Genomic DNA, 25,819 nt, shown 5'->3' with positions numbered 1-25,819 from the left:
GACGATGACGCGACCCGACCCGACTCCGCCCGCCGGCCCCACCGCCCGCGGCTGCGGCTGCCCCTCGTTCCGGATGAGCCGTCGCCGGATGCTCGGCACCTCGATGGCCGCCAGCGGCGCGCTCGCCGCCGGCCAGATGTTCGGCGACGCCTTCCGCCAGGTGTCGTACGGCGCCGAGCGCGGCGGCAACGTCGTGGTGGTGCTCAGCCTGCGTGGCGGGTCCGACGGCCTGTCGGTCGTGGTGCCGCGCGGTGAGGACCACGCGCGGCTGGCGTCGTACCGACGCAACATCGTGGTGCCCGAGAGCAAGCTGCTCGGCTCCGACCCCCGCTTCGGGCTGCACCCGGCGCTCGCGCCGCTGCTGCCGATGTGGAGCGCCGGCACGATGGGCGCGGTCCACGCCGTCGGGATGCACGAGCCCAACCGCAGCCACTTCGACGCGATGGAGGAGGTCGAGGAGGCCGACCCCGGCACCTCGGCCCGCGTCGGCTGGATCAACCGGGTGATCAACCTCGACGAGACCGCCGCCCCCCAGACCGCCGTCTCCCTCGGCAGCACGCTGCTGCCGACCTCGCTGGTCGGCCCCGCCGCGGCCCTGGGGGCCGGGCAGGTCGGCGATCTCGCGGTCGCCGACCTCGGCGTGGCGGGCCCCACCCGCCGGTCCTCGATCGACACCATGTGGACGTCGAGCCGCACCCCGCTCGGGGGCGGGGTCCGTCTCGCGCTCGGCGCCGCGCAGGCGTTCGAGCCGCTGGTGGCCGGCGCCGCCGACAAGGTGCACGAGAAGGCCTACCCCGAGGGCCCGCTGCGCGGCGTGCTCGCCAACACCGCCGCCCTGATCCGCGAGGACCTCGGTACCTCGATGATCACCATCGACTACGGCGACTGGGACATGCACGAGGGTCTCGGCAAGCTCGGTGCGACGGACTGGATGAACAGCCACCTCGACCACTTCGCCCGCGCGCTGGCCGCCTTCTTCACCGACCTCGGCAGCGCCGCCTCGCGCGTCACCGTCGTGACCCTCAGCGAGTTCGGCCGACGCGTCGGCGAGAACGGCAGCGGCGGCGTCGACCACGGCTACGCCAACGCGATGCTGCTCCTCGGCGCCGGCGTGTCCGGCGGCGCCGTGCACGGCGCCTGGCCCGGCCTGCGCGAGCAGGACCTCCTCGACGGCGACCTCGCCATGCGCAACGACTTCCGCCAGGTCCTCTGGGAGGTCGTCTCCGACCGCTTCCCGACCATCTCGGGGCGCCGTACGTCGGTGTTCCCCGGCCTGGCCGCCGCGTCGACGCCGCTCGGGGTCATGGGCTAGTCACCACCCCACGTCGGTCGAGGTGCGCAGGTCGCCAGGCCCGAGCCTCGAGACCCCCGCAGCGTCGCGCGGACGTCACATGTGGGTGCCGCCGTCGACGCGGATCTCGGTGCCGGTGATGTAGCGGCCGTCGTCGCTGACGAGCATCGCGACCACGCCGGCGATGTCCTCGGGACCGCCGAACCTGCCGCGCCCCAGGGTCGGCATCAGCTTGGCGAACTTGTTCCAGTCGACGTCGGCGGGCAGGTTCTGCGGCGTCGCCCCGGTGATCGCGGTCTCGATGCCCCCGGGGACCAGGCTCACCGCGCGCAGCCCGCGGTCGGCGTACTCGAGGGCGATGGCGTGGGTGAAGGACATGATCGCGCCCTTGGTCGCCGAGTACGCCGCCATGTAGGGGTGGGCGAAGAACGCCGAGGTCGAGCTGAAGTTGACGACCACGCCACCGTGCTCCGACTCCAGCAGCGGCGGGATCGACTCCCGGGTCATCAGGAACGTGCCGGTGAGGTTGACGTCGATCAGCCGCTGCCAGCGCGCCAGCGTCGCCTCGTGCGTGTGGTCGCCGTAGTGGATCGCGGCGGCGTTGACGACGGCGTCGAGCCCGCCGAGTGCCGCGACGGCGCCCCCGACGGCGGCGACGACCGACTGCTCGTCGGAGATGTCGACGGGTCCGGTGGTGATCCGGCCGCCGACGGTGTCGTCCGCGGCGGCCGCGGCGGCGAGCCCCTCGAGCCCGACCGGTACGACGTCCAGCGCGGCGACCCGAGCGCCCTCGCGCGCCAGCCGGAGGGCGGTGGCACGGCCGATGCCGGAGCCGGCGCCGGTGACGATCACGGTCCGCCCGGTCAGCCGGTCGGCCGAGTACGCAGGGGGGTTCGGGGTGTCCATCGTCACATGATGGCCGCCCCGAGCGCCTCCCGTGCAGGGTTCGCCCGGTTCGTCGGCCGGCTGGTCATCTGCCGTTCACCGGGCGATTACAGTTCGTCCATGACGACAGCGCCACCGGCCCCGGGGGTCTCCCACACCGAGCCGGCTCCCTCTGCGGTCGTCACCCGCCGGGGTGCTCGTGCGGTCGCCGTCGGCGTCTGGGTGCTCGCCCTGGTCGCCTGGTCGGCCACCATCGGCATCCCCAACGACCCGTGGGCCGTGCTCATCACCCTGTGGCTGCTGACGATCGCCTGGAACGTCGAGGCGCCGTGGCGCCACCACCTCGGCTTCCTGCGCGACTGGACCATCCCGGCGCTCCTGCTCGCGGTCTACTTCTACAGCCGGGGCTGGGTCGACGAGTTCGACGTCACCGTGCACTGGACGATGCCGATCGACGTCGACCGCTGGATGTTCGGCGGCGAGCTGCCCTCGACCACGCTGCAGCAGGCATGGTGCGGCAGCGACCCCTGCCGGGTCGACGGCCCGGTCCAGTGGTTCGACCCGCTCTTCACCACCGTCTACGCCACCCACTTCGTGGTCGGCCTGACCCTCGCGGTGTTCCTGTGGACCCGCGACCGCGCCGAGTGGCTGGTCTGGATGCGCCGCTACCTCGGGCTCAACTTCGCCGGCCTGGCGATCTACATCCTCTACCCGATGGCGCCGCCGTGGATGGCCGCCAACGAGGGCTATCTCCACCAGGGCGAGACGCTGGCCCGGATCACCTCCCGGGGCTGGGGCGAGCTCGGCCTCCACCGGGCCAACGTCGTGCTCAACGGCGTCGGCAACCCGGTCGCGGCGATGCCGTCGCTCCACACCGGCACGGCCGTCCTCGTGGCGGCGTACGGCATCTGGCGGCTGCGCACCCGGTGGCGTTGGCTGCTGCTGGCCTACCCGTTGGCGATGGGGGTGGCGCTCGTCTACTTCGCCGAGCACTACGTGATCGACGAGCTCGCCGGTGGGCTGCTGGCGATCGTGGTGATGGTGATCGCGTCGGCCTGGGAGCGGTGGCGCTCGGGCCGCAAGGCCGGCGACGGGAGCCCCGGCGCGGCCGGGCCCGCCGTGGCCGACTCGAGCACGGCCGGTCCCGGCACCGTCACTCCGGTGGGATGAGGGCCAGGGCGGCCCGCGGGTCGGCGCGGTAGCGCACGATCAGCTCGCCCGTGGCGGCGTCGATCCGCTCGTGCAGGGCGTCACGGTAGGCGGTGAGCGTCTCCGTACGGTCGCGCAGGCGGGCCACGAGATCGGTGATCTCCTCGTCGTCCCGGGGCTCGGCCGTCCACAGCTCCCCCAGCTCGTCGAGGTGGGGGAGGTCGGGAAGGTGCTCGGGGGACACGACCCGCAGCAGCGCGCGTCGGGACCGACCCGAACCCGTGTCGCCGAGGACGCGTACCAGGTCGGGCAGGCTCACCAGCGTGCCGAGGGTGGCGCGCGCCTCGAGCAGGTCGACCCGCCCCTCCAGCAGACGGCGCCAGTAGCACACCCGCTCCTCCTCGGACTCGAGGTCGGCGCGGTAGGCGCGCAGCTCGTCGAGGGTGAGTCCCGACAGCTCGGGGGCAGCCTCGGCGAACCTGACGGAGGCTCGCCGGGTCGAGAGTCGCTTGTCGGTCATGGCAGGTCCTCCCGCGACGGCAGGGGCAGTGGAGCTCACGCTACGCCGCAGGCCCCGGTGGGTGAGGTGAAAGTGCCGATGTCCTGGGACCTTCGTTGCTACGGTCGAGGAGCCGATCACGCCCCACCCGGAGCCAGGGAGATCCATGGACGTCTCACCGTTCGTCGAGGAGCTGTGGCGCGAGTTCAGGGCCACCGGTGACCGGACCGCTCGGGACCGGCTGATCGTCCACTACGCCCCGCTGGTCAAGTACGTCGCCGGACGGGTGTGGGCCGGGCTGCCGGCCGGGGTGGACCAGGACGACCTCATCTCCGACGGCGTGATGGGCCTGATGGGCGCGATGGACAACTTCGACCTCGACCGCGGCCTGCAGTTCCGGACCTTCGCCCAGCCGCGGATCCGCGGCGCGATCATCGACGGCCTGCGAGCCTCGGACTGGGTGCCGCGCCTGGTCCGGGAGCAGATGCGCGACACCCACGCGGCGACGGCGGACCTCGAGCACCGCCTGCAGCGCCGACCTGGTGAGGCCGAGGTGGCCGCGGAGCTGGGCATCTCCGGGCGCGAGCTGAGCAGGCGCTCGAGCCAGGGTGCCCACGCCGCGTTGTGCGCGGTGGAGGTCCACCTGATGGAGCACGCGATCACCCCCCGGTCGACCGAAGGCGTCCCCGGAGCCTCCGACGACCTGCCCGAGGGCCTCCTCCACGCCGTCCACGGCCTGCCCGAGCGCGACCGGGTCGTGATGGCGCTCTACTACTGGGAGCGCATGTCCCTCGCCGAGATCGGCCAGGTGCTGGAGGTCAGCGAGTCGCGCGTCAGCCAGCTGATGCGGCGCGCGACCGACGAGCTGAGACGCCTGGTCGCCTGACCGTCGCGTCGGCGCCGACTGGGACGACGGCGATGACAGGGAGGGGCCGGCCGGCGTGCTCCGTGCTGCCCTCGTGGGGTCAGCGGGTCACCTTGGCCACGGCGAGCACGCTGTCGCGGATGCTCGTCGTGTGGGTCGAGGCGGTGCGCACGGTGAACGCGCGGCTCTCCCCAGCCTTGGCGGTGCCGGTGGCGGTGACCCTGACGACCAGGCTCACCGAGCGGCCCGGCGCCAGCCACGGGGTGCGGTAGGTGCCGTCGACGACCGCCCGGGACACGCTCTTGCCGCCCACCAGGTAGACGACGGTGAACGTGCTGCTCGACCTGGTGGCCACGGCCGAGAGGATCTCGCTGGTGTCGCCGCGGTTGGTCAGGCGCACCTCGTAGGTGACCGTGCCCCGTGCCCGGACCAGCTGGGTGACCTGCTGGCCGGTGCCGTAGGTCTGGTTGCCGACGAAGGCCCCGCCGGTACGACGGATCGCCGCGTCCGGTCGGTAGACGGCCGGCGGGGTGGCCGGCTCGGCCGTCACCACGAGCGTCTGCCGCGCCGTCGTGGTGTTCTGGGCGGCGTCGGTGACCGACGCCGTGACCGGGTGCGAGCCCACCGTGAGGGTGGGCGTGGTCACGCTCCACGCTCCTCCGGTCCGGACCGTGGTGGTCAGTGACCGATCGTCGACGGTGACGTGCACGGTCGTCCCGGTCTGCTCGCCGGTGGTCCCGGACACCTGCGGGGTGCGGTCGTCGGTCGAGCGGGTGGCGCCGCCCGCGAGGTCGATCACCGGAGCGGTGAGGTCCACGGTGAGGGCCTGGGTGGCGCTGCCGGTGCTACCGGAGACGGTCTCGATCCTGGCCGTGACGGCGTGGCACCCCTCGGTCAGGGTGGCGGCCTCGACGCTCCACGAGCCGTCGGGGCCCACCTCGGTCGTCAGGCTCTGCCCGGCGACGCTCACGGTCACCGACGCGTCCGACGTCTCCTGCGTGGTGCCGGAGATCGTCGGGGTCGCGTCGTTCGTGACGCGGGTCGTGCCACCGTCGATCTCGAGGCTCGAGGCCGGCGGCGGGCCACCGACCGTGAGGGTCTGCTCCGCGGTGCTGGTGTTCTGGGCGGCGTCGGTGATCGAGGCGACGACCGGGTAGACCCCGGGCGGCACGTCGGTCGCGCTCACGCTCCAGGTGCCGTCGCTGCGCACGACGGCGGTCAGCTCCTGGCCCTCGACGCTGAGGTGCACGACGGACCCGGCCTGCTCGCCGGTGGTCCCGTAGGTCCACGGCGACGTGTCGCCGGTCCACCGCTCGTCGCCGCCGTCGATGGCGATGACGGGCGGCGTCACGTCGACGACCAGGATCTGGGTGGCGGAGCCGGTGCTTCCAGCGAGGTCGTCGACCGAGGCGACCACGGAGTGCGCGGTCTCGCTCAGCGGGCCGGCGTCCACGGTCCACGACCCGTCGCTGGCCACCACGGCGGCGAGCGCGACCTCGTCGACCGTGACGGTGACCTGGGTGCCCTCCGGTGCGTCCGTCGTGCCGAGGATCGTAGGAGTGATGTCGTTGGTGGCCCGCAGCGCGCCGCCGGTGACGGTCACGGTCGGGGCGGTGAGGTCGACGGTGAGGACCTGGGTCGCGGAGCCGGCGTTCCGGGAGGCGTCGACGACCGTGGCGACCACGTCGTGCGGGCCCTCCGCGAGCGTGGTCGCACTGACGGCCCAGGCGCCGCCCTCGCGGACGCTCGTGCTCAGGACCTGCCCGGTGGGCCCGTCGATCGTGACGCTGACCGGCCGTCCGACCGGCTCGTCGGTGGTGCCCGAGATCATCGGCGTCGTGTCGTTGGTGGAGCGGTCCGCACCGGCGTCGATCGTCACCACGGGCGCAGTGAGGTCGTCCTTGGGCTGGGTGACCGGGGTGTTGGCCAGCGTCACCGTGCCGGGAGTCAGGATCCGACCCTTGAGCGAGGCCCCCTCGCCGAACGCGACCGCGCCGGCCGCGAGGAAGGTCCCGACGGTCTTGGCGCCCGCGCCCATCGAGACCGCGCCGAGGACCTGCCAGTAGACGTTGGTGGCCAGGGCGCCGTCGGTCAGCACCACCTTGCTGGACGCGGCCGAGCTGAGCGCCGCCCCGACCTGGAACACGAAGACCGCGCCGGGGTCGCCGTCGGCGTCGAGGGTCATCGTCCCGGTGTTGGTGAAGGCCGCGGACGTGGTGTGGACCCCGGGCTTGAAGGTCTGGCCGCCCTGGTCCCCGGCGAACGCCGCGGTGCTCGGCAGCGCCGCCGCGGCGTCGTACGCCGCCTGCCGGTCCTCCTGGGCGGCCTCGGCGGCGGGGTCCTTGTCGTGGGTCGCGCCGAGCACGACGCCCGGGGGGAACCCGGCGATGGTGCCCGTGGGGCTGAGCCCGAGGTCCTCGGCGAGCACGGTGCTCGGGCCGGTGCTGGTGACGCCCGCGCCGCCCAGCACCGAGAAGGCCTCGGCGGACCCCAGGTCGACCCCGGACGTGGGAGCTGCGGGATCGGCGGCATGGGCGCCTGACATCACCGCGAGCGGGCCGAGCACGAGGACGGCGGACAGTGCGAGGGCCAGGCGGGCGAGCGGGCGGGTGGTCGAGCGGGTGGTCGAGCGGGGGCGAACGGTGGGGGGACCGGGGGGTCGACTCGGAAGCATGCAGACCTTGTCGGTCGGTGGCCCCGGCTTCTTGAGGTGGTCGTGCCCCTCGTACCTCGGCGAGGGGCGCGAACGACGGAACGCCCCCGCCGCAGCGGGGGCGTTCCAGCAGGTGAGACCTGCCGTGCTCGGTGGGCAGGGGCGGGGTCGAACCGCCGACCTATCACTTTTCAGGCGATCGCTCGTACCAACTGAGCTACCTGCCCCGAACGACGAGAACCCTACCGGAGTCCGTCGGAGCCGATCGAATCGGTGTCAGAGAGCGTCGCGCTCGGCCACCCTGCGTCGTACGGCGTCCTGCACGCGCTCGGCCACGAACGGGTCGTCGGGGCCCAGGTCGGGGTGGAAGGTCCAGCTGACGCCACCGTAGGAGTCGACCAGGTCGCCCCCCGGTGCGCTCGGCACGCGCAGGCACAGGTCGCGGACCAGGTCGAGGACGGGGATGCCGAGGCTCTCGGTACGACGTCCCGAGAGCACCACGCTCACCCCGCAGTCGGCGCCGTGGGTGACGAGCTGGTGCACCGCGGCGACCGAGGAGTCGTCGAGCGCGCCCGGGAAGTCGGGCAGGAGCAGCAGGCGTCCGGGCCGGTGCTGGGGCGGCAGGTCGTCGAGGGCCTGGGAGCGACGGGCCATCGAGACCATGCCGAGGTGCTCGACGTGCTCCTGGAGCACCCGGGCCGCGGTGCCGGGATCGGTGGCGGGTGGCTCGGAGAGCGGCAGGTGGCCGAGCCGCGCGCGGTCGCCGACGTCGACGACGCTCAGCCGCGGCGCTCGGGGGAGAGCGACCACGAGCCGGGTGGCCAGCGCCGCCAGCATCCGGGCCGCGACGACCTCACCGCCGTCGTCGGTCTCGACCCACAGGGCGGGGTGCAGCGGCAGCGTGCGCACCATCGGCAGCCGGAAGGCGGGGGCCGACTCTGGGGCGATCTCGCCGAGCCGGAACGCCCAGGCCGCCTCGGCGCCGGGCCGCTGCTCGTGCCAGCCGGGGGCCGACCAGGGCGCGAGCGACGGCGGCAGCACCCGCGCGAGCCCCCCGAGCTCGGCCGTGAGCTGCGCCAGGTCGGCGGCGTGCCGGGCGCGGGCCTCGCCGACGAGCTGGTCGCGGCGCTGCTCGGCCCGGGCGCGGGCGGCGTCGCCGGCCGGCCCGATGCGCAGCGACGGGTCGCCGACCAGCTGCTCGAGGTCCTGCTCGAGGCGCTGCTCGGCGAACGCCGCGGACGACTCGAAGGACGCGGTCGTGCGGGAGGCGTCGTCGAGGATCATCGCGATCTGGCGGACCGGGTCGCCCAGCGCCGGTGGGACTGCGCCGGTCGGCTCGGTGGTCGGGCCGGTCGGCTCGGTGGTCGAGCCTGTCGAGACCCCGTAGGTCGCCCCCAACTGAGGCAGCCCGCCGGCGTACCCCTGGGCGACGGCACGGACCTTCCAGGCGCCCTCGCGGCGGTAGACCTCGGCCATCACCAGCGCCTGCTCGCCCGCCAGGGCGGCCGGGGTGACGGTGAAGGCGACGGTGCCGTCGGTGGTGAGCAGCTGGGCGGTCGGCGCGGCGGCGTACGCGCTGGCGACCACGAGGACCTTGGCGACCGCGGGGTCGACGTCGGCGAGCAGCACCGTCACGCCCTGCACCGACCCGGGCACGTGCTCGACGGCCCCGGCGGCCGGCCGGTGCTCGTCGACCCACGCCGACGCCCCGAGGGCGCGGCCGTCGGCGCCGAGCAGCAGTGCGCCGACCTGCGCGCCGGCGACGTAGACCGTCACCCGCGCGTCGGTCCAGGGGCGGTTCTCACCGCTGCGCAGCTCGGTCACCGGGCGGTCCGGCTACTTGGCGAGGTACTTGGTGAGCTGCGGCAGCGCGTCGAGGGGCGTCTTGGCGTTGATGCCGTCGCCGATGGCGGTGAACGTCCAGTCGCCGCCGCTGCGGGAGATCTTGGCCATCACCATGCCGGTCGAGGCGGTCCCCCCGGTGAGCGTGTAGCGGGCGAGCTCGCCGTCCTGGTGGTCGATCAGGCGGCAGAAGGCGTTCTGGATCTGCTCGAACGTCTGGCCCTGGTAGCTGGTGACGATGAAGAACACCGTGTCGACGTGCACCGGCACGCGGGTGAGGTCGACCGCGACGACCTCGTCGTCGCCGTCACCCTCACCGGTGCGGTTGTCACCCATGTGCTGGATGGAGCCGTCCTTGGTGGTGAGGTTGTTGTAGAACGCCAGGTCGGCGACCTGGCCCCCGGCGAACAGCACCGCGGAGGCGTCGAGGTCGACGTCGACCTCGCGGCTGCCGAAGAAGCCGCCCTTCTTGATGGCGTCCCAGCCCAGGCCCATCCGGACCATCGTGAGCTTGGTGCCGCCGTCCTTGACGAGGTTGACGCTCTGGCCCTTGGTCAGGGTGACCGGGCGGCCCTTGGTGAGGTTGACACCACCACCGGACGAGGCGGCCGGGGGAGGCGGAGCGGGCGTCGACGTCGGGCCGGCGTACGACGGCGGCGGCGGAGGGGGAGGCGTCGGCGACGACGGCGGGGTCGGCGGCGCGCTGGGGTAGGTCGGCGTGCTGGGGGTCGACGAGGCCGGCGGCGGAGGCGGCACGGGGGTCGAGGCCGGCGCCGGCGTCGGGGTCGACATCGCAGGCGGCGGCGGGACCGCGGCGGGCCGCGGCGGGGCGGGGGTGCTCGCGCCCGGGGTGGGCTCGTCGGTGGCGTCGATGCCGTGGTCCTTGAGCAGGGCGGCCAGGCCGCCGGCGTACCCCTGGCCCACGGCCCGGACCTTCCACGCACCCTGGCGGCGATAGATCTCCAGCGGCATCACGATCGTCTCGGACGACAGGTCGGTCATCGAGAACTCGACGAGCGGGGTGCCGGAGGCGTCGGTGACGCGGGCGACCGGCTGACCGACCTGGCCGAAGGTCTTGCCGCCGTCGTCGAGCGAGGTCACCAGGCGCACGATCTCGACGTCGGCCGGGACGGCCGCGAGGTCGACGGTGACCTGCCAGCCCGCGCCGCCCGCGGGTGCCTTGCACTGCACGCCGGGCCCGTGGGGGGCGTTGTAGAAGACGAAGTCGTCCTCGCTGCGCACCTTGCCGCCGGTGGCGAGCAGGATCGCCGAGAGGTCGGCGGTGGCGTTGATGTCGACCGTCACCGTCACCTGGGTCGCGTCGAGCGGTGCGTTGGTGCCCTTGGTCAGCTGGATCATGCGTGCGTGGTCCTCGCTCGAGTGGGTGCGGCTGGCTGGGCAGCAACCTACCCGCGATGGGTGCACGTGTGTGAGGGGCACCGGGCTCGCCCACTACGATGGTCCGGCAGTCCGGCCCCCATCGTCTAGCGGCCCAGGACCCCGCCCTTTCACGGCGGTAGCACGGGTTCGAATCCCGTTGGGGGTACCACGTCCTCGGCCCACCGACCCCGATCGGCCCGTCATCGGCACCAGACGGGCAACCGATTGGGTCGTCGCGGGAGACGTGGGCTAGAGTTCCGAGCGCTCCACTCGTGGAGCACAGCACGATCGTTGGCCCCGTAGCGCAGTTGGTTAGCGCGCCGCCCTGTCACGGCGGAGGCCGCGGGTTCGAGTCCCGTCGGGGTCGCACGACAAGCACCACCACGAAGGGCCCTGGCCCGGCGCAAGCCGAGCCAGGGCCCTTCGAGTTTTTCCTTCGTCGTCGCAGGCAACTTCCTGGGCACACGCCGCGTCTTCGTGGTGTCCGCCGAACGCGCGGGCATCCCACAGCAGCACCAGTCCCGGAAGGCACACCCATGACCCCCCGCACCGCTCCTCGTCGTCTCGCCGCCGCCACCCTCGTCGCCACCCTCGTCCCGGTGGGCGCACTCGGCCTCGCCTCGACCGCCGACGCCGCCACGGCCTCGCGGATCACCGTCACCACGTCCGACTCCTCGGTGTCGTCGGGCGAGCAGTTCGTGCTGAGCGGTCGGCTCTCGACCCCGGGCGTCGTGCGCGTACAGACCCGGGAGGGGTCGACCTGGAAGGCCGTGAACGGCGCCGTCGTCGACACCCGCAGCGACGGCACCTACCGCGTGCGCGTCGTCCTGGGCCACACCGGCGACCGCACCCTGCGCGTGGTCGGCGACCCGACCGCTGCCGGCGTGAGCAACAGCCAGGCCTGGATCCACGTCCTCGTCTCCTGACGGAGGGGCCTGGCGGCGAGCAGGAATCACCGGGTACCCGGTGATTCCTGCACTTCGGGCCCGTTGCAACGCCCCAGAAGTGCAGGAGTACCCGGGTACCCGGGGATTCCTGCCACGGGCGGCCCACGCCCCCAACCCGACCCCAGGACACGTCAGGCACCATGGCGTCGTGCCCATGCAGATGGACCGCGACGCCTTCGAGTCCCTGGTCGACCGCGCCCTCGACCAGATCCCCGACCAGCTCGCGTCGCTGGTGCGCAACGTGGTCGTGCTGGTCGAGGACGAGCCGCCCGAGGACGAGCCCGACGACCTGCTCGGGCTCTACGACGGGGTCGCCCTGACCGAGCGCAGCGACATGGACGGCGGCGGGCTGCCCGACCGGATCTTCGTGTTCCGCAACCCGCTCCTCGACTACTGCGACGACGCGGCCCAGCTCGAGGAGGAGGTGCGGATCACCGTCGTGCACGAGGTCGCGCACCACTTCGGCATCGACGACGACCGGCTCCACGAGCTCGGCTACGGCTGAGACCGACCGAGGGACCGACCGGTCCGCTCAGGCCCGGCCGAGCAGGTAGCCCAGCGCCGCGGCTCCGACCGAGAGCACGATCGTGGTCGCGGCGTACGCCGTCCCGCGCCAGCCGAGCCGGGCGGTCTGCACCGCGAACGACGAGTAGGTGGTCAGCCCGCCGCAGAAGCCGACCCCGAGCAGCGCGTAGGTGTGTCCGTCGACCGACAGCGACACGAGCAGACCGAGCACGAACGAGCCCACGACGTTGACCGCGAGCGTGCCCCACGGCACCGCGTCGTCGAGCCGCGACGACACGAGGAACCGCAGCGGTGCGCCGACGGCGCCGCCGAGCGCGACCAGCAGGACCGTCACCTGCCGGACTCCGGGTCCCGCGTCCAGGCCGAGGCCAGGGCGTCGGCCAGGGCGATGACCGCCAGGCAGGCGACCAGAGTGCCGGCGGCGTACCCCGCGGCGACGGCGACCCGGTCGTCGGCGAGCAGTGCGCGGGTCCGCTCGGAGTAGGCCGACAGCGTGGTGAACCCGCCGAGCACGCCCGGGCCGAGGGCGGCCGCCCAGGCCGGTGACCGGCGTACGACGGCCAGTGCGGGCAGCAGGGCCAGCAGGAACGAGCCGGTCACGTTGATCGCGAACGTCGTCCACGCGAAGCCGGACCCGTCGGGCACCAGCTCCCCGGTCGACCAGCGCAGCACGGCGCCCACCGCCCCACCCGCGGCGACGCACCCGAGGAGCCGGGGCGTGGGGGTCACGAGACGCTGGAGTGGCGTGCGCCGTTGCCGTTGGACCCGGCGGGCTCGGTCCAGCGCCGGGGCTCGTCGCCGTCGGCCTGGTGGACCAGCTCGCCGAGGAACCAGGTCTGGAAGGCGACCTGGCGGGGTGTGCGGGCCAGCGCGAGCATCTTCTCCTCGCGGGCGAAGGCGTCGGTCAGCGCGAGGAGCTCGACGAAGCGGGCGACGTCGCGGGCCTCGCCGCGGCCCATCAGCACCTCGAGGTCGATCGCGCTCTCACCGGCGGCCTGGGCCAGGTCGACCTCGCGACGCACGGTGTCCTTGGTCAGCGGCCGTCCCAGACGGTCGAAGACCTCGGCGAGGTCTCGAGCCAGCGGGTAGTCGGCCTCGTTGGCCATGGCCAGCAGCCGGACCTCGCGCCGCAACTCGCGGAAGTGGTTGTGGAAGGAGACGTAGTCACGCACGGGGACGCCGAGCAGGTGGAACCTGGTCGGGTCGGCCGGGTGCTCGCCGGTCGTGTCACCGGGGGCGCCGGTGACCAGGCCCTCGGAGCCTGCGTCGTCGGAGAACTCGGCCGCCGGGGTGAACCAGACCGTCTTGCCGTCGTCCTCGATGTCGGCACCCCAGGCGTCGGACGCGCGGGCGACGATGCTGAGCCCACGGCCGAACGTGAGGAGCAGGTCGTCGAGCCCGTCGAGGTCGAAGTCGTCGATGGCGTCGAGGTCGAGGCTCGCGGACGGCATGGCCGGCGGCTCCTGGGACCCGTCGCTCACCTCGACCCGGGGGTGCTCCTGCGTGCCGCGGATCCGGACCTGGATGGGGGGCGTCCCGTGCAGCAGCGCGTTGGTGACGAGCTCGGAGACCGCCATCTCGGCGCACTCGACGAGGTCGTCGCGCCCGATGTCGAGGAACGTCCCGACGACCCACCGCCGGGCGTCCTGGACGCCACGCGGACCGGCACCCAGCGCGAGGGCGGGCCTGTTCAGCGGCACGGGATGGTCTCCGGACGTCTGGCGAGAAGCGGTCGGGGCGAGGAGCGGAAGGGCCCGTCGCAGGCCATTCCGGGCTGGTGTACCCGACCGAGTCCGGGGCAAACACGAGCGAGTGAAGATTCTGTCACCGGATGGCCTGTGATGCAGCAGACGCGCCCGTCCATTGGTCGCCGTACGGCGACACGGGCGAGAATGGGTACCGACAGGCAGTCCCCTTCCTGATGGAGCGCCAGATGTCGTCCACGACCCCGAGCAACACTCCCGCCGCCTCCGCGCGCCACCAGGTGGTGGTGATCGGCTCCGGCTTCGGTGGTCTCTTCGGCACCAAGGCCCTCAAGCGCGCCGACGCCGACGTCACCATGGTGGCCAAGACCACCCACCACCTGTTCCAGCCGCTGCTCTACCAGGTGGCCACGGGCATCCTGTCCGAGGGCGAGATCGCCCCGCCGACCCGCGAGATCCTGCGCAGCCAGAAGAACGCCCGGGTCCTGCTCGGCGAGGTCACCGACGTCGACCTGGCCGCCCGCACCGTCACCTCCCACGTCCTGGGACGCACCACGGTCAACCACTACGACTCGCTGATCGTCGCGGCCGGGGCCGGGCAGTCCTACTTCGGCAACGACCACTTCTCCGAGTTCGCGCCGGGCATGAAGAGCATCGACGACGCCCTCGAGCTGCGCGGCCGGATCTTCGGCGCCTTCGAGCTCGCCGAGCTCGGTGCGGCCCGCGGCGAGAACGTCGACCACCTCCTGACCTTCGTCGTCGTCGGCGCCGGTCCCACCGGTGTCGAGATGGCCGGCCAGATCGCCGAGCTGGCCCACCGCACCCTCAAGCGCGACTTCCACGCCATCGAGACCCGCTCCGCGCGGGTGGTCCTGATCGACGCCGCGCCGCAGGTGCTGCCGCCGTTCGGCCGCAAGCTCGGCCTGTGGACCAAGGACCGGCTCGAGAAGCTCGGTGTCGAGGTGATGCTCGGCGCCATGGTGACCGACGTCGACGAGCGCGGCCTGAAGGTGAAGTTCAAGAACGGCCGCGAGGAGCGCGTCGAGGCGGTCACGAAGGTGTGGGCCGCCGGCGTCCAGGCGTCGCCGCTGTCCACCACCCTCAGCGAGCAGACCGGCGCCCCGCTCGACCGCGCCGGCCGTATCGGCGTCAACCCCGACCTCACGCTCCCGGGCTACCCCGAGGTGTTCGTGGTCGGCGACATGATCTCCCTCGACCACCTCCCGGGCGTCGCGCAGGTGGCGATCCAGGGCGCCAAGTACGCCGCCAAGGAGATCGACGGGCGGCTCAAGGGCAAGCCCGCCCAGAAGCCGTTCCACTACTTCGACAAGGGGTCGATGGCGACCATCAGCCGCTTCAACGCGGTCGCCGCCGTCGGCAAGATCCGCCTCACCGGCTTCATCGCTTGGCTGATGTGGCTCGCCGTCCACCTCGTCTACATCACCGGCTTCAAGAACCGCCTCACGGCGGTCATGCACTGGTTCGTCTCCTTCCTGGGCCGCGGCCGCTCGGAGCGCACCGCCACCGAGCAGCAGATCTTCGGCCGGATCGCCCTGGCCCGCCTGCGCCGCGGCGCCACCGACCTCGTCTCCGCCCCCGGCCAGCTCGACCAGGACGCCGAACGCGACCGCCGGGCCGACCTCGAGGCCCAGGCCGCCGAGGAGGTCCGGCTCACCGACCAGAGCCAGCGCGGGATCCGCGTGGGGTCCGGCTCGAGCTGAGCCGCCCACCCACACGTCGGTCGAGGTGCGAAGGCCGCCAGGCCTGAGCCTCGAGACCCCGCTGCGCCCTGCAGTCTCCACCGACGTCATCTCGTCGTCGTAAGGGTGGTTGTTCGGGTGGGTAGGGCGGTGACCTGGCGACCTTCCGGTACCGGGGTTCGGTCGCTGTCTCACCGCCGACCTGCCCGGTCGGTCGACCGGCGTGGACGGCGTACGCCTCAGCCCTGGTCCACGCTCGCGCGATCTCGGGCCCAGCGGGGCAGGATGAAGACGCCCTCGGCCTCGACGGTCACGCCGTCGGGGCCGGCGACGTGGCCCTTGGCCCAGGTCTTGATGCCCTCGGTGCGGTCGATCCAGGCCTCGGTGCGCAGGGGGCCGAGGGGGGTGGCCTGGCGGTAGCGGAGGGTGAGAGTGCCGGTCATGCCCGGACGACCGCCGGCGCCGGCGGACTCGCCGAGCATCTGGTCCAGGACGAGGGCGAGGACCCCGCCGTGCACGAGGCCGGGCGGGCCCTCGTAGGCGGCCCCGAGGTGGAAGTCGCACCAGACACGGCCGTCGCCGCTCTCGTGGCGCTCGGTGACCAGCGGCGGGGCGATCGGGTTGCGCAGGCCGACGACCGAGTTGCCCCAGGGGCGCCCGCGTCCGTCGGGGCCGTAGCTGACGCCGTACGCACCGGGCAGCTGCTGCTGGCGCAGGCGGGCCGTGATCGCCTCGACCTCGACCCGTGCCCGGTCGATCTCGTCGTCGCGCACGGTGGTGCGGATGGTGGCGTCGACCAGGCCGCGGACGGCCTCGGTGAAGGGGCCGTAGAGGGCGGCTCGACGCGCGACCTCGTCGTCGCTGAGGTCGTCGCGCGTGAAGCCACCGGTCATGCGGCTCACCCTAGAACACGTTCTAGATCGGACGGTCCGGTCCGCGACATATCGGGTTGTGGTCGAGCGGGCGAGGTTGCTTCGATGCCGCCATGCCCTCCACCGCGCTGGCCCTCCCCGACGTCCGGCTCGCGGCGTCGTGGGCGGCGACGCTGCGCGACTTCGGTACGACGTACCCGCACGGCTCCGGGGTCGACCCCGACTCCCCGCCCGTGCTCGACGAGGCGGGGTGCGCCGCGTTCGTCGCCGACCTGCTGACGTACGCCGACCCCGCGGCCCGGCTGCCCGACGGTCGGGTGTCCTGCACGTACTTCTGGGTGCTCGACGGCGACAGCGATGACGAGGACGACGAGATGGTGGGGTTCCTCGCCGTGCGCCACCGGCTCAACGACTTCCTGCTCGAGCAGGGTGGGCACATCGGCTACAGCGTGCGTCCGTCAGCCCGCCGGCGGGGCCACGCGACGTCGGCGCTGCGGCTCGGCCTCGCCCACGCGGCGGCGCTCGGTCTCGACCGGGTGCTGCTCACGTGCGACCTCGACAACGCGGCCTCGCGCCGCACGATCCAGCGAGCCGGAGGTCGGCTCGAGGACGTCCGGGCCGGCAAGCAGCGGTTCTGGCTCGAGACCGCCCGGGCGGTGGGGGTGCGGGTGAGCCCGGGCGTGCGCCAGGGCGGCTGATTGACTGGCCGACGTCCAGCAGCACGTCGACGTACAGGAGCCAGCATGTCCTTCGGGCCGTCCGGGATGTACCCCGCCTACGCCGCGCCCAGCGAGGCCGCCGTCCGCCACTACGACGCGATGGTGGCGTTCCTGCGGGAGGAGGTGCTCCCGGCCGAGGCGGCCTACGACCGCCACCGGGTCGAGGCGGGCGAGGGGGACCACTCGGTGCCGCCGGTGATCGAGGAGCTCAAGGTCAAGGCCCGCGAGCGTGGTCTGTGGAACCTGTTCCTGCCCTCGGAGAGCGGGCTGACCCAGCTGGAGTACGCCCCCATCGCCGAGCTGTCCGGCTGGTCCAACGAGCTGGCGCCGGAGGCGATCAACTGCCAGGCGCCCGACACCGGCAACATGGAGCTGTTGCACCTGATCGGCACCGAGGCCCAGCAGCGGGAGTGGCTCGACCCGCTGCTCGCCGGTGAGATCCGCTCGGCGTTCGCGATGACCGAGCCCCGCGTCGCGTCCTCGGACGCCACCAACATCGAGACCCGCATCGAGCGCGACGGCGACGAGTACGTGATCAACGGCCGCAAGTGGTGGATCTCGGGCGCGGCCGACCCGCGCTGCAGGCTGCTGATCGTGATGGGCAAGACCGACCCGGAGGCCGCCACCCACCGTCAGCAGTCGATGGTGATCGTGCCGGTCGACACCCCCGGCGTCGACATCCAGCGGTCGCTGCCCGTCTTCGGCCGCCAGGACCAGCACGGGCACTGCGAGGTGGAGCTGACCGACGTACGCGTGCCGGTCAGCCACATCCTCGGCGAGGAGGGCGGCGGGTTCGCGGCGGCCCAGGCGCGGCTGGGGCCGGGCCGCATCCACCACGTCATGCGGGCGCTGGGGGCGGGGGAGCGGGCGCTGGCGATGATGGTGCAGCGCGCCCAGCAACGCACCGCGTTCGGTGGCCCGCTGGCCGAGCAGTCCGCGGTGCGCGAGCGGATCGCCGAGTCCCGGATCGAGCTCGAGCAGGCTCGGGCGCTGTGCCACCACGCGGCGCACGTGGTCGACAGCGAGGGCAACAAGGCCGCGCGACACCTGATCGCAGCCGCGAAGGTCGCCGTGCCGAGGGCGGTGCTGTCGGTCATCGACCGGTCCATCCAGCTGCACGGTGGCGCTGGCGTCACGGACTCGACGCCCCTGGCGATGCTCTACGGCTGGCACCGCGCGATGCGCATCTTCGACGGCCCCGACGAGGCGCACCTGACCACCCTGGCCCGGGCCGAGCTCTCCCGTGAGCCGCTGTTCGACCTCCCGGCCACGATCTTCGACCAGCTGCGCTGAGGCTGCCTCCTCACCCGACGGGGTGACGTTGTGGACGCCGTGTCGAGGTTTGGTCTAGATTTCTAGACATCTCGTCTAACTCTGGAGTTGACATGGCCCGCACGAATCCGCTTCGCATCACCCTCGTCGACGACTCCGACCTGGCTGCCGCCGGACTGCGCACGCTGATGGCGCCGTACGCCGACCGAGTGGCCGTGATCGACAACCGCGACGCCCTCGCGCACCCCGACGCCCTCGACGTCGTCCTCTACGAACCGATGGGCCAGACCAGCATGTCCCGCTCGCTGTTGCGCGACCTGCAGTCGATGGGCGCGGCCCAGGCCGCGGTCTTCAGCTGGGCCGGACCCGACCAGCTGCCCGCGAGCCCGACCAACCCCCACCTCGCCAAGTCCCTCACGGCCTCGCAGATCGTGGTGTCGGTCGAGCGGTTGGTGGAGGGGCGGTTCGAGACCGCCCCGGTCAGCCAGCGCGTCGTCCTGGCGCCGGTCGACGAGACGGTCGTGGTCATCGACGAGGAGGAGCCCGGCCTCGAGGAGTCGATGGGCTACGAGGATGTCGGCCTCACGCCCCGCGAGGGCGAGATCGTCAGCCTCATCGTGTCGGGGCTCAGCAACCGCGAGATCGGTGAGCGGCTCCAGCTGAGCATCAACTCCGTCAAGACCTACATCCGCAGCGCCTATCGCAAGATGGGCGTCGAGCGACGTACCCAGGCCGTGCTCTGGGGCCTCGACAACGGCATCCACGTCGAGAGGTCGCACGCCCTGGTCGGCTGACCCTCATTGGACAGTTTCCACAGCAAACTTCACAATGCGTGGAGATTCAGACGGGTCAGGTGAACGCGGTGTCCAAGTCCGAGGTCGAGGCGGTGCTCAGCATCGGCGATCTTGCCGAGCGCACGGGTGTCAGTGCAGCGACGCTGAGAGTGTGGGAGTCGCGGCACGGCTTCCCGGTGCCGCACCGGCGCGAGAGCGGGCACCGGCGCTACGACGACGAGCACGTGCGCGTCATCCGTGACGTCGTACGCCGCCGCGACACCGGGGTGCGCCTCGACGTCGCCATCGAGCAGGCGGTCGCCGCGCAGCGCCCGACGCCGACCGCACCCGGGGCGCCGTCGGTCTACGCGCGGCTGCGCCACACCCACCCCGCTCTCACGCCGCAGAAGCTGACCAAGGCGACGCTGCTGGCCCTGTCGTGGGCGATCGAGGACGAGTTCGCCTCCCGCGCCCAGCACGCCCACCTCTTCGGCGCCTTCCAACGGGTCCGGAACTTCGAGTCGGCCAACCCGCGCTGGAGCGACCTGGCGCGCACGATGGAGGCGACCTTCGTCTTCGCCGACTTCGACGTCGCCACCACCCGTCGTCCGCTGCCTCCCGGGCGCCCGATCCCGGTCCCGCTCCCGCCCGATCACCCGATGAGCCGCGAGTGGGCCGTCGTCTGCGACGCCGACGAGCTGCCGGTCGCCCTCACCGCGTGGGAGCTGCCCGGCCAGCACGCCGTGCCCGACCGCGACCGTGTCTTCGAGTCGGTCTGGACCGTCGAGCGCGACGCGGTGCGCCAGGCGGCCCGCGTGTGTGCCGACGTGGCCGTCGACCTCGGCGTCCAGGCCGCCGACGGTGTCGCCGAGCAGCTGTCGCGACCGCTGGGACCCGGCACCACCGATCTCGCCCAGGTGACCTCGTTGTTCAACCGCGTCGTCGCGTACGTCGACGCGCGAGTCGTCGGTCGGACCTGACCTCGGTCGACGTGGCTGTCGGCCGCCACGTCGGCCGACCACCCCGATGGGCCCGATGCTCGGCGGCACCGAGCTCGCAGTGAGAGTGTTCGCATCCCTCCGCGGTCGTCTCCTCCATCCGGTGCCGCCATGGCCCGAACGGGCCTTGCCCGCAACCTACGAGGACGTGGTCGCCTCCTGCAGGGCGGACACGCGCGGGAATCGCGGTACGCCGGCGAGGACCGCGCCGAACAGGCTGGCCGCCAGACCGAGCGAGGCGACACGCAGGGCCCACTCGGTGCCGGCGGCTCCGGCGACCACACCACCGAGGGCGGCCCCGAGCGGGCTGCCGCCCCAGGCGATGAGGCGGGCCGTGGTGTTGACCCGGGACTGGAGGTGGTCGGGAGTGACGACCTGGCGGGCGACGATGCCGTTGACGATCAGGGAGGTCGTGGCGAAGCTGAGGACCGCCAGCAGGGGCAGGGCGAACAGGAGGGACGTGGTCAGGGACAGGGCGACCACGACCGTCAGCGCCACGGCGTACCCGGTCGTGGTGATCAGTCCGACCCCGACGCGGGCCTGCACCCGCGGCAACGACAGGCTGGCGGCGAAGGTGCCGACCGCACCCGCGGCGAAGAGCCACCCCAGGGCGGGGGAGTCGGGCGGCAGTCCGAGCTGCTCGACGCCGATGACGACGAGCAGGCCGGACACGGCCCCGCCGGCGAGGCTGTTGCCTGCGCCCAGGATGGTCAGCCAGCGCACGACCGGCATCGCCCAGATGTAGCGCAGTCCGTCGGCCACCTCGGCACCCAGCCGCCGGCTCGACGTGGCGGCGGCGGCCGACTCGCTCCCGTCCCACCGCAGCCGGCCCGTCAGCGCCGCGGCGGCGAGGTAGCCGACGCCGTCGACCCCGAGCACGAGGGCTGGGGAGGTCACCGTCACCAGCACCCCGCTCACGAGCGGTCCGACCAGCCCGATCGCTGTGCCGACCGTCACCAGGGTCGAGGTCGCCGAGGCGACCCGGTGTCGGCCGACCATCTGGGGCACCACGCCGAACGACGCCGCGTCGGCGAAGACGAACAGCGAGGAGACGACGGCTGCCACGACGAGGACCTGCGCGAAGGTGAGCGCCCCGAGTGCGTCGGCGAGCGGCACGGTCAGCATCGCGAGGCCGCTGAGGGCGCCCGTCACGACGAGCACGCGTCGACGGTTCCAGCGGTCCACGAGGGCGCCGGCCGGAAGTCCGAGCAGCAGGTACGGCGCCGTCTCGACCGCCGCGACCGAGGCGGTCAGGGCAGCGCTCCCGGTGAGTCGGTAGACCAGCACCGGGAGCGCGACCATGGTCAGGGCGTTCCCGGTCATGGCGAGGGTGCGCGCAGCGAGGAACCGCCGGTAGGTCGGATCGGCGAGCGCGCTCTCGGGCGGTGGGGTCCTCACAGGCTCGGCGGGGGAAGCAGGAGCAGGGTCTCCGGCGTGGGTGAGCGGCCACCGATCTCGGCCCACCGCGGCAATCCGTAGTAGGGGAAGGCGGCAGGTGCGTTGGGGACGAGCCCGCGGGCGCAGACCCGCACGACCCGGAGCGGGGTGAGCGCGACGTCGGGCGTGGTCAGGTCGCAGACGACGACCTCATGGCCCGAGCCGGCCAAGGTGGCGAGCAGTCCGTCCTCGGTCCCCCGGGGGAGGTCGGAGATCCCGACCGTCGCCGGCGGCGAGGTGAAGCGTGGCAGGAGTCGGCGCTGGACCTCGGGATCGAGCCACACCTGCGCCTGGGCGCCGAGGTCGCGCACCCGCTCCTGCTGTGCTCCGGCCACCGAGAGGTAGTCACGGTCGGGTCGGTGTGGCAGGTAGAGACCCTCGGAGAGCACGCCCGCCGCGATCGCGTCGAAGACCCAGCCGTCCGGTTCGAGCAGACCTTGGGTGAAGACCCAGCTGTGGATCGCCTCCAGCGTCGCCTTGACCGCGGTCTCGGCCGGGTCGAGCTTGGCCGAGAAGCCGCCTGCGACGATCCCGGTCGCCGGGTCGTGGACCACCGCGGCGACGACCGGCACGCCGAACCAGGACGGCAGCGCGAGAAGGTGGAGCTCGAGCCGGGAGTCCCCGAGGTGGTCGCGCAGGCCCGGCACCGAGGTCGGGTCGATACCGGCCGCCGGCAGGTCGAGGTGCCACCAGAGCGAGAGGGCGTCTCGCTCGACGAGCTCCAGCAGACCGCGGTGCGTCGCGTCCGCGGCGCCCTGCCCGGTCGCGATGCCGGCGTAGTTGACGTGGTGCAGCCACGGGTCCCTGCGTCGAGTGCCGGTGCGCCAGTTGAGGTGCGCCCAGGACGCCGGCACGAGCACGGGGCCGTCGTCGTGCAGCGAGCGGCCCTCGACCCACGAGACCTCGATGTCGTCGGTGAAGCGGGCGAACGGGAAGCCGGGTCGCTCGTGCTGCCATTCGGCGAAGAACCGGAGGTCGTCGGGCCCGAGCAGCCGGTGTCCGTCGGAGGCGAGCCGTCGGGCGGTGCCGCGGCGCAGGCCCTCTGGGACGTAGTTGCCGCAGTAGCGCTCGACCGCCTCGCCGATCGCCGCGATGCGAGCTCCGCGCGGGTCGGCGAAGGTGGTGCCGAGCGAGACGCGGTCGCTCGGCCAGTTGCCGTGCTCGCGCGAGTCGGCCACCTCGGCGGTGATGCCGACGTACGCCGCGGGCAGCCCGGCCACGTGTTCGACGGAGTGCAGACCGAGGACCACACCGAAGTCGGGGTCGACGAGGTCGTCGACGGTGAGGGGGCCGAGCGTCAGGGGGCCGTGGGTCATGCGATGAGCTCCAGGTGGTGGCGGGGGACGGGGGTGTGGGGATGCGGTGACCGCGCGTAGCGCGGGAAGTCCTCGGCGCCGAGGCGCAGGTCGAGAGCGCTGCTCCGGCACGTGGTCGTCAGGACGGGACCGAGGGTGACGACCGAGCCGCGGGCGGCCCCGTGGGCGACCTCGCGACCTCCTGCGGTCAGCGACGCGCACCACTGGGTGGTCGGGGCGGCGTCGACGTGCACGACGGCGTGGGCAGGAGGTCGGTCGGACGAGTTCCCGCACTGGTCGACGGTCTCCACCCCGTTCGGCGGCGAGCCGGCGAGCACCGCGTCGAGCCAGTCCAGGACCCGACGGGCCCGTCGGGATCCGCGCAGCGCGTGGTCCCACGGACCCATCACCAGCCACGACGGACCGCCCCACGCCGCCCAGAGGTCGACCGTGTCGTGCGCGAAGTGATCCGCGGTGCCTCCGATCGCGAGCAGGGGGCACGACAGGGTGCCGACGGCTGCGGCTCGCTCGGCGTCGCGCCGCTGGGCGGTGACGACGTCGTGCCACGGGGTCGTCACGGCGTGGGCCAGCCACCACCCGAGGCGCGAGGCCAGCTGCAGCACTCCACCGCGTGTCCGAGCGGTCTCTCCGAGGCCGAGCGCGGGCACCATCGCGACCACGCCGTCCGGTTCGTCGACCGCGGCGGTGGCCAGGGCCGCGTGGGCGCCGTACGACGTCCCGAGCAGCACCACGGGGGCATCCCACCGGCTGCGTACCCACGCGAGGAGCGCGGGCCCGTCCTCGTGGTGGTCCTCGGTGTAGGGATGGAACGTACCCGGCGACTCGTGTCGCCCCCGCACGTCCTGCACCACCAGGCCGACGCCGTGTGCCGCCCAGGCGGCACCCTCGGGGGCGTGGCCGGCGGCGCCGTACGGCGTGCGTGCGACCAGGACGATGCGTGGTCGCGCGGGCAGCCACGCGTAGGTGGTCAGGCCGCCGACGTTCGTTCTCATCGCGGCGCGGATGGCACGGGGAGCACCGGGTGGCGGGTGACGGAGCGGGTGCGAAGGTCGACGGAGACGGCGTGGTGAGCGGGGCGGTCCTCGCTGAGCAGCTCGGCTGCGACCACCGCCGCGGCCAGCTCCAGCCCGGGGCGGGATGTGGGTGCCGTGACCGCACGCCCTCCGGCCACGGGCGTGACGCGGGGGTCGTGGTCGCGATGCCGCGTCGCGGCGCGCCGTCGGGCGACCACGTCGAGGGCGGTTACGGCGGGAGGAGCGAGCACCACGAGGTGCCCGTCCATCCAGCAGGCCGGACCGGGGCTTCCGAGGTCGTCCGGCGAGTCGAGGACGGCGATGGTGGTGCCGCCGGGACCGACGGTGGCGCCCATCCGCTGTAACGCGCCGGCGACAGCCTGGGCCAAGACACCGTCGCCGATGACGTGGTGGTGTGGCACCGGCGCGTCGACCAGACCAGCGTCGACCAGCGAGTCGAGTGCGGTCCGGGCCGGACGAGACGTGGGCCGTCCGCCGGCGACCAGGGCGTCGAGGAGCGCCTCGGCGTCGGACGCCGAGAGGTGGACGTGGAGGTGGGTGTCGCCGACGCGGAGGACGTGGCCGTCAACGGTGGCGTGGAGGGCGACGTCCGCACGGAGTCGGGTGGACTGCTGGGCGCGCTGAGTGGTCATCGGGTGTCCTGCTGGGGCGAGAGGGCCCCCACGCGCTCCGTGGGGCGAGCGCGTGGGGGCCGGCGGGCGACGGAGGTAGGTCAGTCGGTCTCGGTGGCCTCGACCTCGTCGAAGGGGTTCTCGACCAGTGCGTTGGAGTGACCGGCACTGTGCGTCGAGAGGGTGGAGCGCTGCGGGCGCTGGGACACGGGGCTGAAGAGCTCGTTCATGGGTTTCTCCATCTCAGGGGGTGCGTGAGCCCGGTCGGGCTCACCAGGGGGACGTTAACGCATAATGAGAAACATTCTCAATAAGGTGGGGTGTGCGTCTCACGGGTCGAGGGTGTCCTCGACCGTGTCGAGCACGAGGCCGAGCGAGATGGTGCCTCGTCCGGTCGCCCAGACCGGGGCCTCGACCTCGACGACCCGGTCGTTCTTCACGGCGGTCAGGCCGGCCCAGGTCGGGTCGGTGGCCAGGCGCTCGGACAGGGGGTCGGTGTCGTCGGACGCCGAGAAGGCCTGCGCGAAGATGACGTCGGGGTCGACCTTGGCGATCTGCTCGACGGCGACGGTCGCGAACGGGTCGTTGCCCGCTGGCCATGGGTAGTCGCTGACCTCGGCGAGCAGCGAACCGACCGGCGTCTTGACCGAGTCCACCCCCAGGCTGCCGGGCTCGCCGTACATCGAGAGGGTGGTGAGGTTGCTGCGCTCGGCGGCTGCGGCCTCGACCCGTGCGGTGAACGCGTCCGCCTTCTCGTCGGCGGCCCCGCGGGTTCCCGTGAGGTCGCCGATGGTGCGCAGAAAGGCGACGGAGTCCTGCCACGACGTCGGGTCGACGAGGTAGAGAGGGGCTGTCCTCTCGACCGCCTTCCGTAGTCCGTCCTGGGCGCCGGCGAGGCCGATGACGAGGTCGGGAGTGGACAGGGCGATGTCCTCGACGTTCTCCTCGCCGAAACCGCCCCGCACCTCTCGCATGTCGGCGTCGGGACCCGCGTAGTGCTCGTCGAGGGCCAGCTGGTCGCGGTAGGCGACGGGCGTGATGCCGACCTCGGTGAGGGCGTCGACGCAGATCATCGTCAGGCAGGCGATCCTCGAGGCCGGACGGGCGAGGGTGACCTCGGCCCCGGTGTCGTCGGTGGCGCTGACCGGGCCGGTGGTCGTCGAGCTCCCCGAGACCCCCGAACCGGCCGAGTCGGAAGGGTCGGCCGAGGGTGCGGTGGTGTCGGACGAGCCGCATCCCGCCAGGAGCCCTGCGGTCAGCAGGGCGGTCACGACGAGGGTGGGGTGGGTGAAGGGTTTGCGCATCGGATCTCCTGTGGTGTTCGATTGAGACCGAAATGATAATCATT

25 protein-coding genes and 3 tRNA genes are annotated in these 25,819 nt (G+C 72.9%); 12 read left to right on the top strand and 16 right to left on the bottom strand.

The genetic code is table 11. The features are described from left to right. Positions 1–4 precede the first annotated feature (4 nt). A complete protein-coding gene (locus tag FJQ56_RS07010; protein ID WP_140008417.1) occupies positions 5–1,312 on the top strand; it encodes a DUF1501 domain-containing protein in 1,308 nt (435 codons plus the stop codon). A 75-nt stretch (positions 1,313–1,387) separates the two neighbouring features. Here the strand turns inward: FJQ56_RS07010 and FJQ56_RS07005 are convergent, their stop codons facing one another. Then, the gene (locus FJQ56_RS07005; RefSeq protein WP_140008415.1) at positions 1,388–2,197 is read right to left on the bottom strand and encodes an SDR family NAD(P)-dependent oxidoreductase; all 810 of its coding nucleotides are present in this window, start codon (positions 2,195–2,197) and stop codon (positions 1,388–1,390) included. 99 nt (positions 2,198–2,296) lie between these two features. Here FJQ56_RS07005 and FJQ56_RS07000 point away from each other — a divergent pair, with 99 nt between their 5' ends. Then, the gene (locus FJQ56_RS07000) at positions 2,297–3,346 is read left to right on the top strand and encodes a phosphatase PAP2 family protein (RefSeq protein WP_170215299.1); all 1,050 of its coding nucleotides are present in this window, start codon (positions 2,297–2,299) and stop codon (positions 3,344–3,346) included. Here the strand turns inward: FJQ56_RS07000 and FJQ56_RS06995 are convergent. Next, positions 3,330–3,845, bottom strand: coding sequence for an RsiG family protein (locus FJQ56_RS06995; RefSeq protein WP_140008412.1), 516 nt, complete (start codon positions 3,843–3,845; stop codon positions 3,330–3,332). The two genes, FJQ56_RS07000 and FJQ56_RS06995, sit on opposite strands and share 17 nt — an antisense overlap. 145 nt (positions 3,846–3,990) lie before the next feature. Here FJQ56_RS06995 and FJQ56_RS06990 point away from each other — a divergent pair, with 145 nt between their 5' ends. Beyond that, positions 3,991–4,710 (top strand): FliA/WhiG family RNA polymerase sigma factor, encoded by a 720-nt coding sequence (locus FJQ56_RS06990; protein WP_140008411.1) that lies wholly within the window; start codon positions 3,991–3,993, stop codon positions 4,708–4,710. A gap of 79 nt (positions 4,711–4,789) precedes the next feature. Here the strand turns inward: FJQ56_RS06990 and FJQ56_RS06985 are convergent, their stop codons facing one another. From FJQ56_RS06985 to FJQ56_RS06970, 4 genes are all read right to left on the bottom strand, one after another. Further along, positions 4,790–7,363, bottom strand: coding sequence for an ice-binding family protein (locus FJQ56_RS06985; protein ID WP_140008409.1), 2,574 nt, complete (start codon positions 7,361–7,363; stop codon positions 4,790–4,792). Between the two features lie 132 nt (positions 7,364–7,495). Then, positions 7,496–7,569 (bottom strand) — tRNA-Phe (locus FJQ56_RS06980). A gap of 49 nt (positions 7,570–7,618) precedes the next feature. Beyond that, complete coding sequence (locus FJQ56_RS06975) at positions 7,619–9,166, bottom strand: TerD family protein (protein WP_140008407.1); 1,548 nt, start codon at positions 9,164–9,166, stop codon at positions 7,619–7,621. 12 nt (positions 9,167–9,178) lie between these two features. Further along, positions 9,179–10,543 (bottom strand): TerD family protein, encoded by a 1,365-nt coding sequence (locus FJQ56_RS06970; RefSeq protein WP_140008406.1) that lies wholly within the window; start codon positions 10,541–10,543, stop codon positions 9,179–9,181. Positions 10,544–10,657: 114 nt separating this feature from the next. On the opposite strand from FJQ56_RS06970, the gene FJQ56_RS06965 reads away from it, so the two are divergent. The 4 genes from FJQ56_RS06965 (at position 10,658) to FJQ56_RS06950 (ending at position 12,016) form a co-directional block, all read left to right on the top strand. Continuing rightward, positions 10,658–10,733, top strand: a tRNA-Glu gene (locus FJQ56_RS06965). 124 nt (positions 10,734–10,857) lie between these two features. Beyond that, positions 10,858–10,931: transfer RNA gene (locus FJQ56_RS06960), tRNA-Asp, on the top strand. Positions 10,932–11,100: 169 nt separating this feature from the next. Further along, positions 11,101–11,490, top strand: coding sequence for a hypothetical protein (locus FJQ56_RS06955; protein WP_140008405.1), 390 nt, complete (start codon positions 11,101–11,103; stop codon positions 11,488–11,490). A 175-nt stretch (positions 11,491–11,665) separates the two neighbouring features. Further along, positions 11,666–12,016 (top strand): metallopeptidase family protein, encoded by a 351-nt coding sequence (locus tag FJQ56_RS06950; RefSeq protein WP_211350889.1) that lies wholly within the window; start codon positions 11,666–11,668, stop codon positions 12,014–12,016. Between the two features lie 27 nt (positions 12,017–12,043). Here FJQ56_RS06950 and FJQ56_RS06945 read toward each other — a convergent pair whose 3' ends face one another. The 3 genes from FJQ56_RS06945 to FJQ56_RS06935 are packed head-to-tail and all read right to left on the bottom strand — an operon-like array spanning position 12,044 to position 13,736. Then, positions 12,044–12,370: a fluoride efflux transporter FluC gene (locus tag FJQ56_RS06945; protein ID WP_140008403.1), complete on the bottom strand. Its 327-nt coding sequence runs from the start codon at positions 12,368–12,370 to the stop codon at positions 12,044–12,046. After that, a complete protein-coding gene (locus FJQ56_RS06940) occupies positions 12,367–12,765 on the bottom strand; it encodes a fluoride efflux transporter FluC (RefSeq protein ID WP_170215298.1) in 399 nt (132 codons plus the stop codon). Before FJQ56_RS06940 ends, FJQ56_RS06945 begins: the two co-directional genes overlap by 4 nt. Then, positions 12,762–13,736: an ATP-binding protein gene (locus FJQ56_RS06935; protein ID WP_140008401.1), complete on the bottom strand. Its 975-nt coding sequence runs from the start codon at positions 13,734–13,736 to the stop codon at positions 12,762–12,764. The genes FJQ56_RS06940 and FJQ56_RS06935 overlap by 4 nt, the downstream gene beginning before the upstream one ends. Positions 13,737–13,969: 233 nt before the next feature. Between FJQ56_RS06935 and FJQ56_RS06930 the strand changes: the two genes are divergently transcribed. Then, positions 13,970–15,460 carry an NAD(P)/FAD-dependent oxidoreductase gene (locus FJQ56_RS06930; RefSeq protein WP_140008400.1) on the top strand — a complete coding sequence of 497 codons (1,491 nt, stop codon included), beginning with the start codon at positions 13,970–13,972 and terminating at the stop codon, positions 15,458–15,460. A gap of 218 nt (positions 15,461–15,678) precedes the next feature. Here the strand turns inward: FJQ56_RS06930 and FJQ56_RS06925 are convergent, their stop codons facing one another. Continuing rightward, on the bottom strand, positions 15,679–16,332 hold the full coding sequence (locus tag FJQ56_RS06925; RefSeq protein WP_140008399.1) for a PaaI family thioesterase: 654 nt from the start codon (positions 16,330–16,332) through the stop codon (positions 15,679–15,681). A gap of 92 nt (positions 16,333–16,424) precedes the next feature. Between FJQ56_RS06925 and FJQ56_RS06920 the strand changes: the two genes are divergently transcribed. The 4 genes from FJQ56_RS06920 (at position 16,425) to FJQ56_RS06905 (ending at position 20,055) form a co-directional block, all read left to right on the top strand. Beyond that, positions 16,425–17,009: a GNAT family N-acetyltransferase gene (locus FJQ56_RS06920; RefSeq protein ID WP_140008398.1), complete on the top strand. Its 585-nt coding sequence runs from the start codon at positions 16,425–16,427 to the stop codon at positions 17,007–17,009. A 45-nt stretch (positions 17,010–17,054) separates the two neighbouring features. Further along, on the top strand, positions 17,055–18,323 hold the full coding sequence (locus tag FJQ56_RS06915; RefSeq protein WP_140008397.1) for an acyl-CoA dehydrogenase family protein: 1,269 nt from the start codon (positions 17,055–17,057) through the stop codon (positions 18,321–18,323). Between the two features lie 92 nt (positions 18,324–18,415). After that, on the top strand, positions 18,416–19,096 hold the full coding sequence (locus tag FJQ56_RS06910; protein WP_140008396.1) for a helix-turn-helix transcriptional regulator: 681 nt from the start codon (positions 18,416–18,418) through the stop codon (positions 19,094–19,096). A gap of 68 nt (positions 19,097–19,164) precedes the next feature. Further along, positions 19,165–20,055, top strand: a complete 891-nt coding sequence (locus FJQ56_RS06905; RefSeq protein ID WP_140008395.1) for a DICT sensory domain-containing protein — start codon at positions 19,165–19,167, stop codon at positions 20,053–20,055. Between the two features lie 156 nt (positions 20,056–20,211). Here the strand turns inward: FJQ56_RS06905 and FJQ56_RS06900 are convergent, their stop codons facing one another. The 6 genes from FJQ56_RS06900 to FJQ56_RS06880 form a co-directional block, all read right to left on the bottom strand. Beyond that, positions 20,212–21,471, bottom strand: coding sequence for an MFS transporter (locus FJQ56_RS06900; RefSeq protein WP_170215297.1), 1,260 nt, complete (start codon positions 21,469–21,471; stop codon positions 20,212–20,214). Continuing rightward, positions 21,468–22,826 carry a YcaO-like family protein gene (locus FJQ56_RS06895; RefSeq protein WP_140008393.1) on the bottom strand — a complete coding sequence of 453 codons (1,359 nt, stop codon included), beginning with the start codon at positions 22,824–22,826 and terminating at the stop codon, positions 21,468–21,470. The genes FJQ56_RS06900 and FJQ56_RS06895 overlap by 4 nt, the downstream gene beginning before the upstream one ends. Next, positions 22,823–23,818: a CocE/NonD family hydrolase gene (locus FJQ56_RS06890; RefSeq protein WP_140008392.1), complete on the bottom strand. Its 996-nt coding sequence runs from the start codon at positions 23,816–23,818 to the stop codon at positions 22,823–22,825. The genes FJQ56_RS06895 and FJQ56_RS06890 overlap by 4 nt, the downstream gene beginning before the upstream one ends. Then, positions 23,815–24,492 carry a hypothetical protein gene (locus tag FJQ56_RS06885; RefSeq protein WP_140008391.1) on the bottom strand — a complete coding sequence of 226 codons (678 nt, stop codon included), beginning with the start codon at positions 24,490–24,492 and terminating at the stop codon, positions 23,815–23,817. The genes FJQ56_RS06890 and FJQ56_RS06885 overlap by 4 nt, the downstream gene beginning before the upstream one ends. Before the next feature lie 80 nt (positions 24,493–24,572). Continuing rightward, entirely contained in the window at positions 24,573–24,701 is a 129-nt protein-coding gene (amiA, locus tag FJQ56_RS22640) for a streptamidine family RiPP (RefSeq protein WP_246084020.1), read from the bottom strand. 99 nt (positions 24,702–24,800) lie between these two features. Next, a complete protein-coding gene (locus FJQ56_RS06880; RefSeq protein ID WP_140008390.1) occupies positions 24,801–25,775 on the bottom strand; it encodes an ABC transporter substrate-binding protein in 975 nt (324 codons plus the stop codon). Positions 25,776–25,819: the final 44 nt, after the last annotated feature.

Origin of the sequence: Nocardioides plantarum, assembly GCF_006346395.1 — a bacterium.
In the GTDB taxonomy this organism is placed as follows: domain Bacteria; phylum Actinomycetota; class Actinomycetes; order Propionibacteriales; family Nocardioidaceae; genus Nocardioides; species Nocardioides plantarum.
The sequence above is the reverse complement of the archived record's forward strand: the minus strand, read 5'-3'. Positions and strand labels throughout refer to the sequence as shown.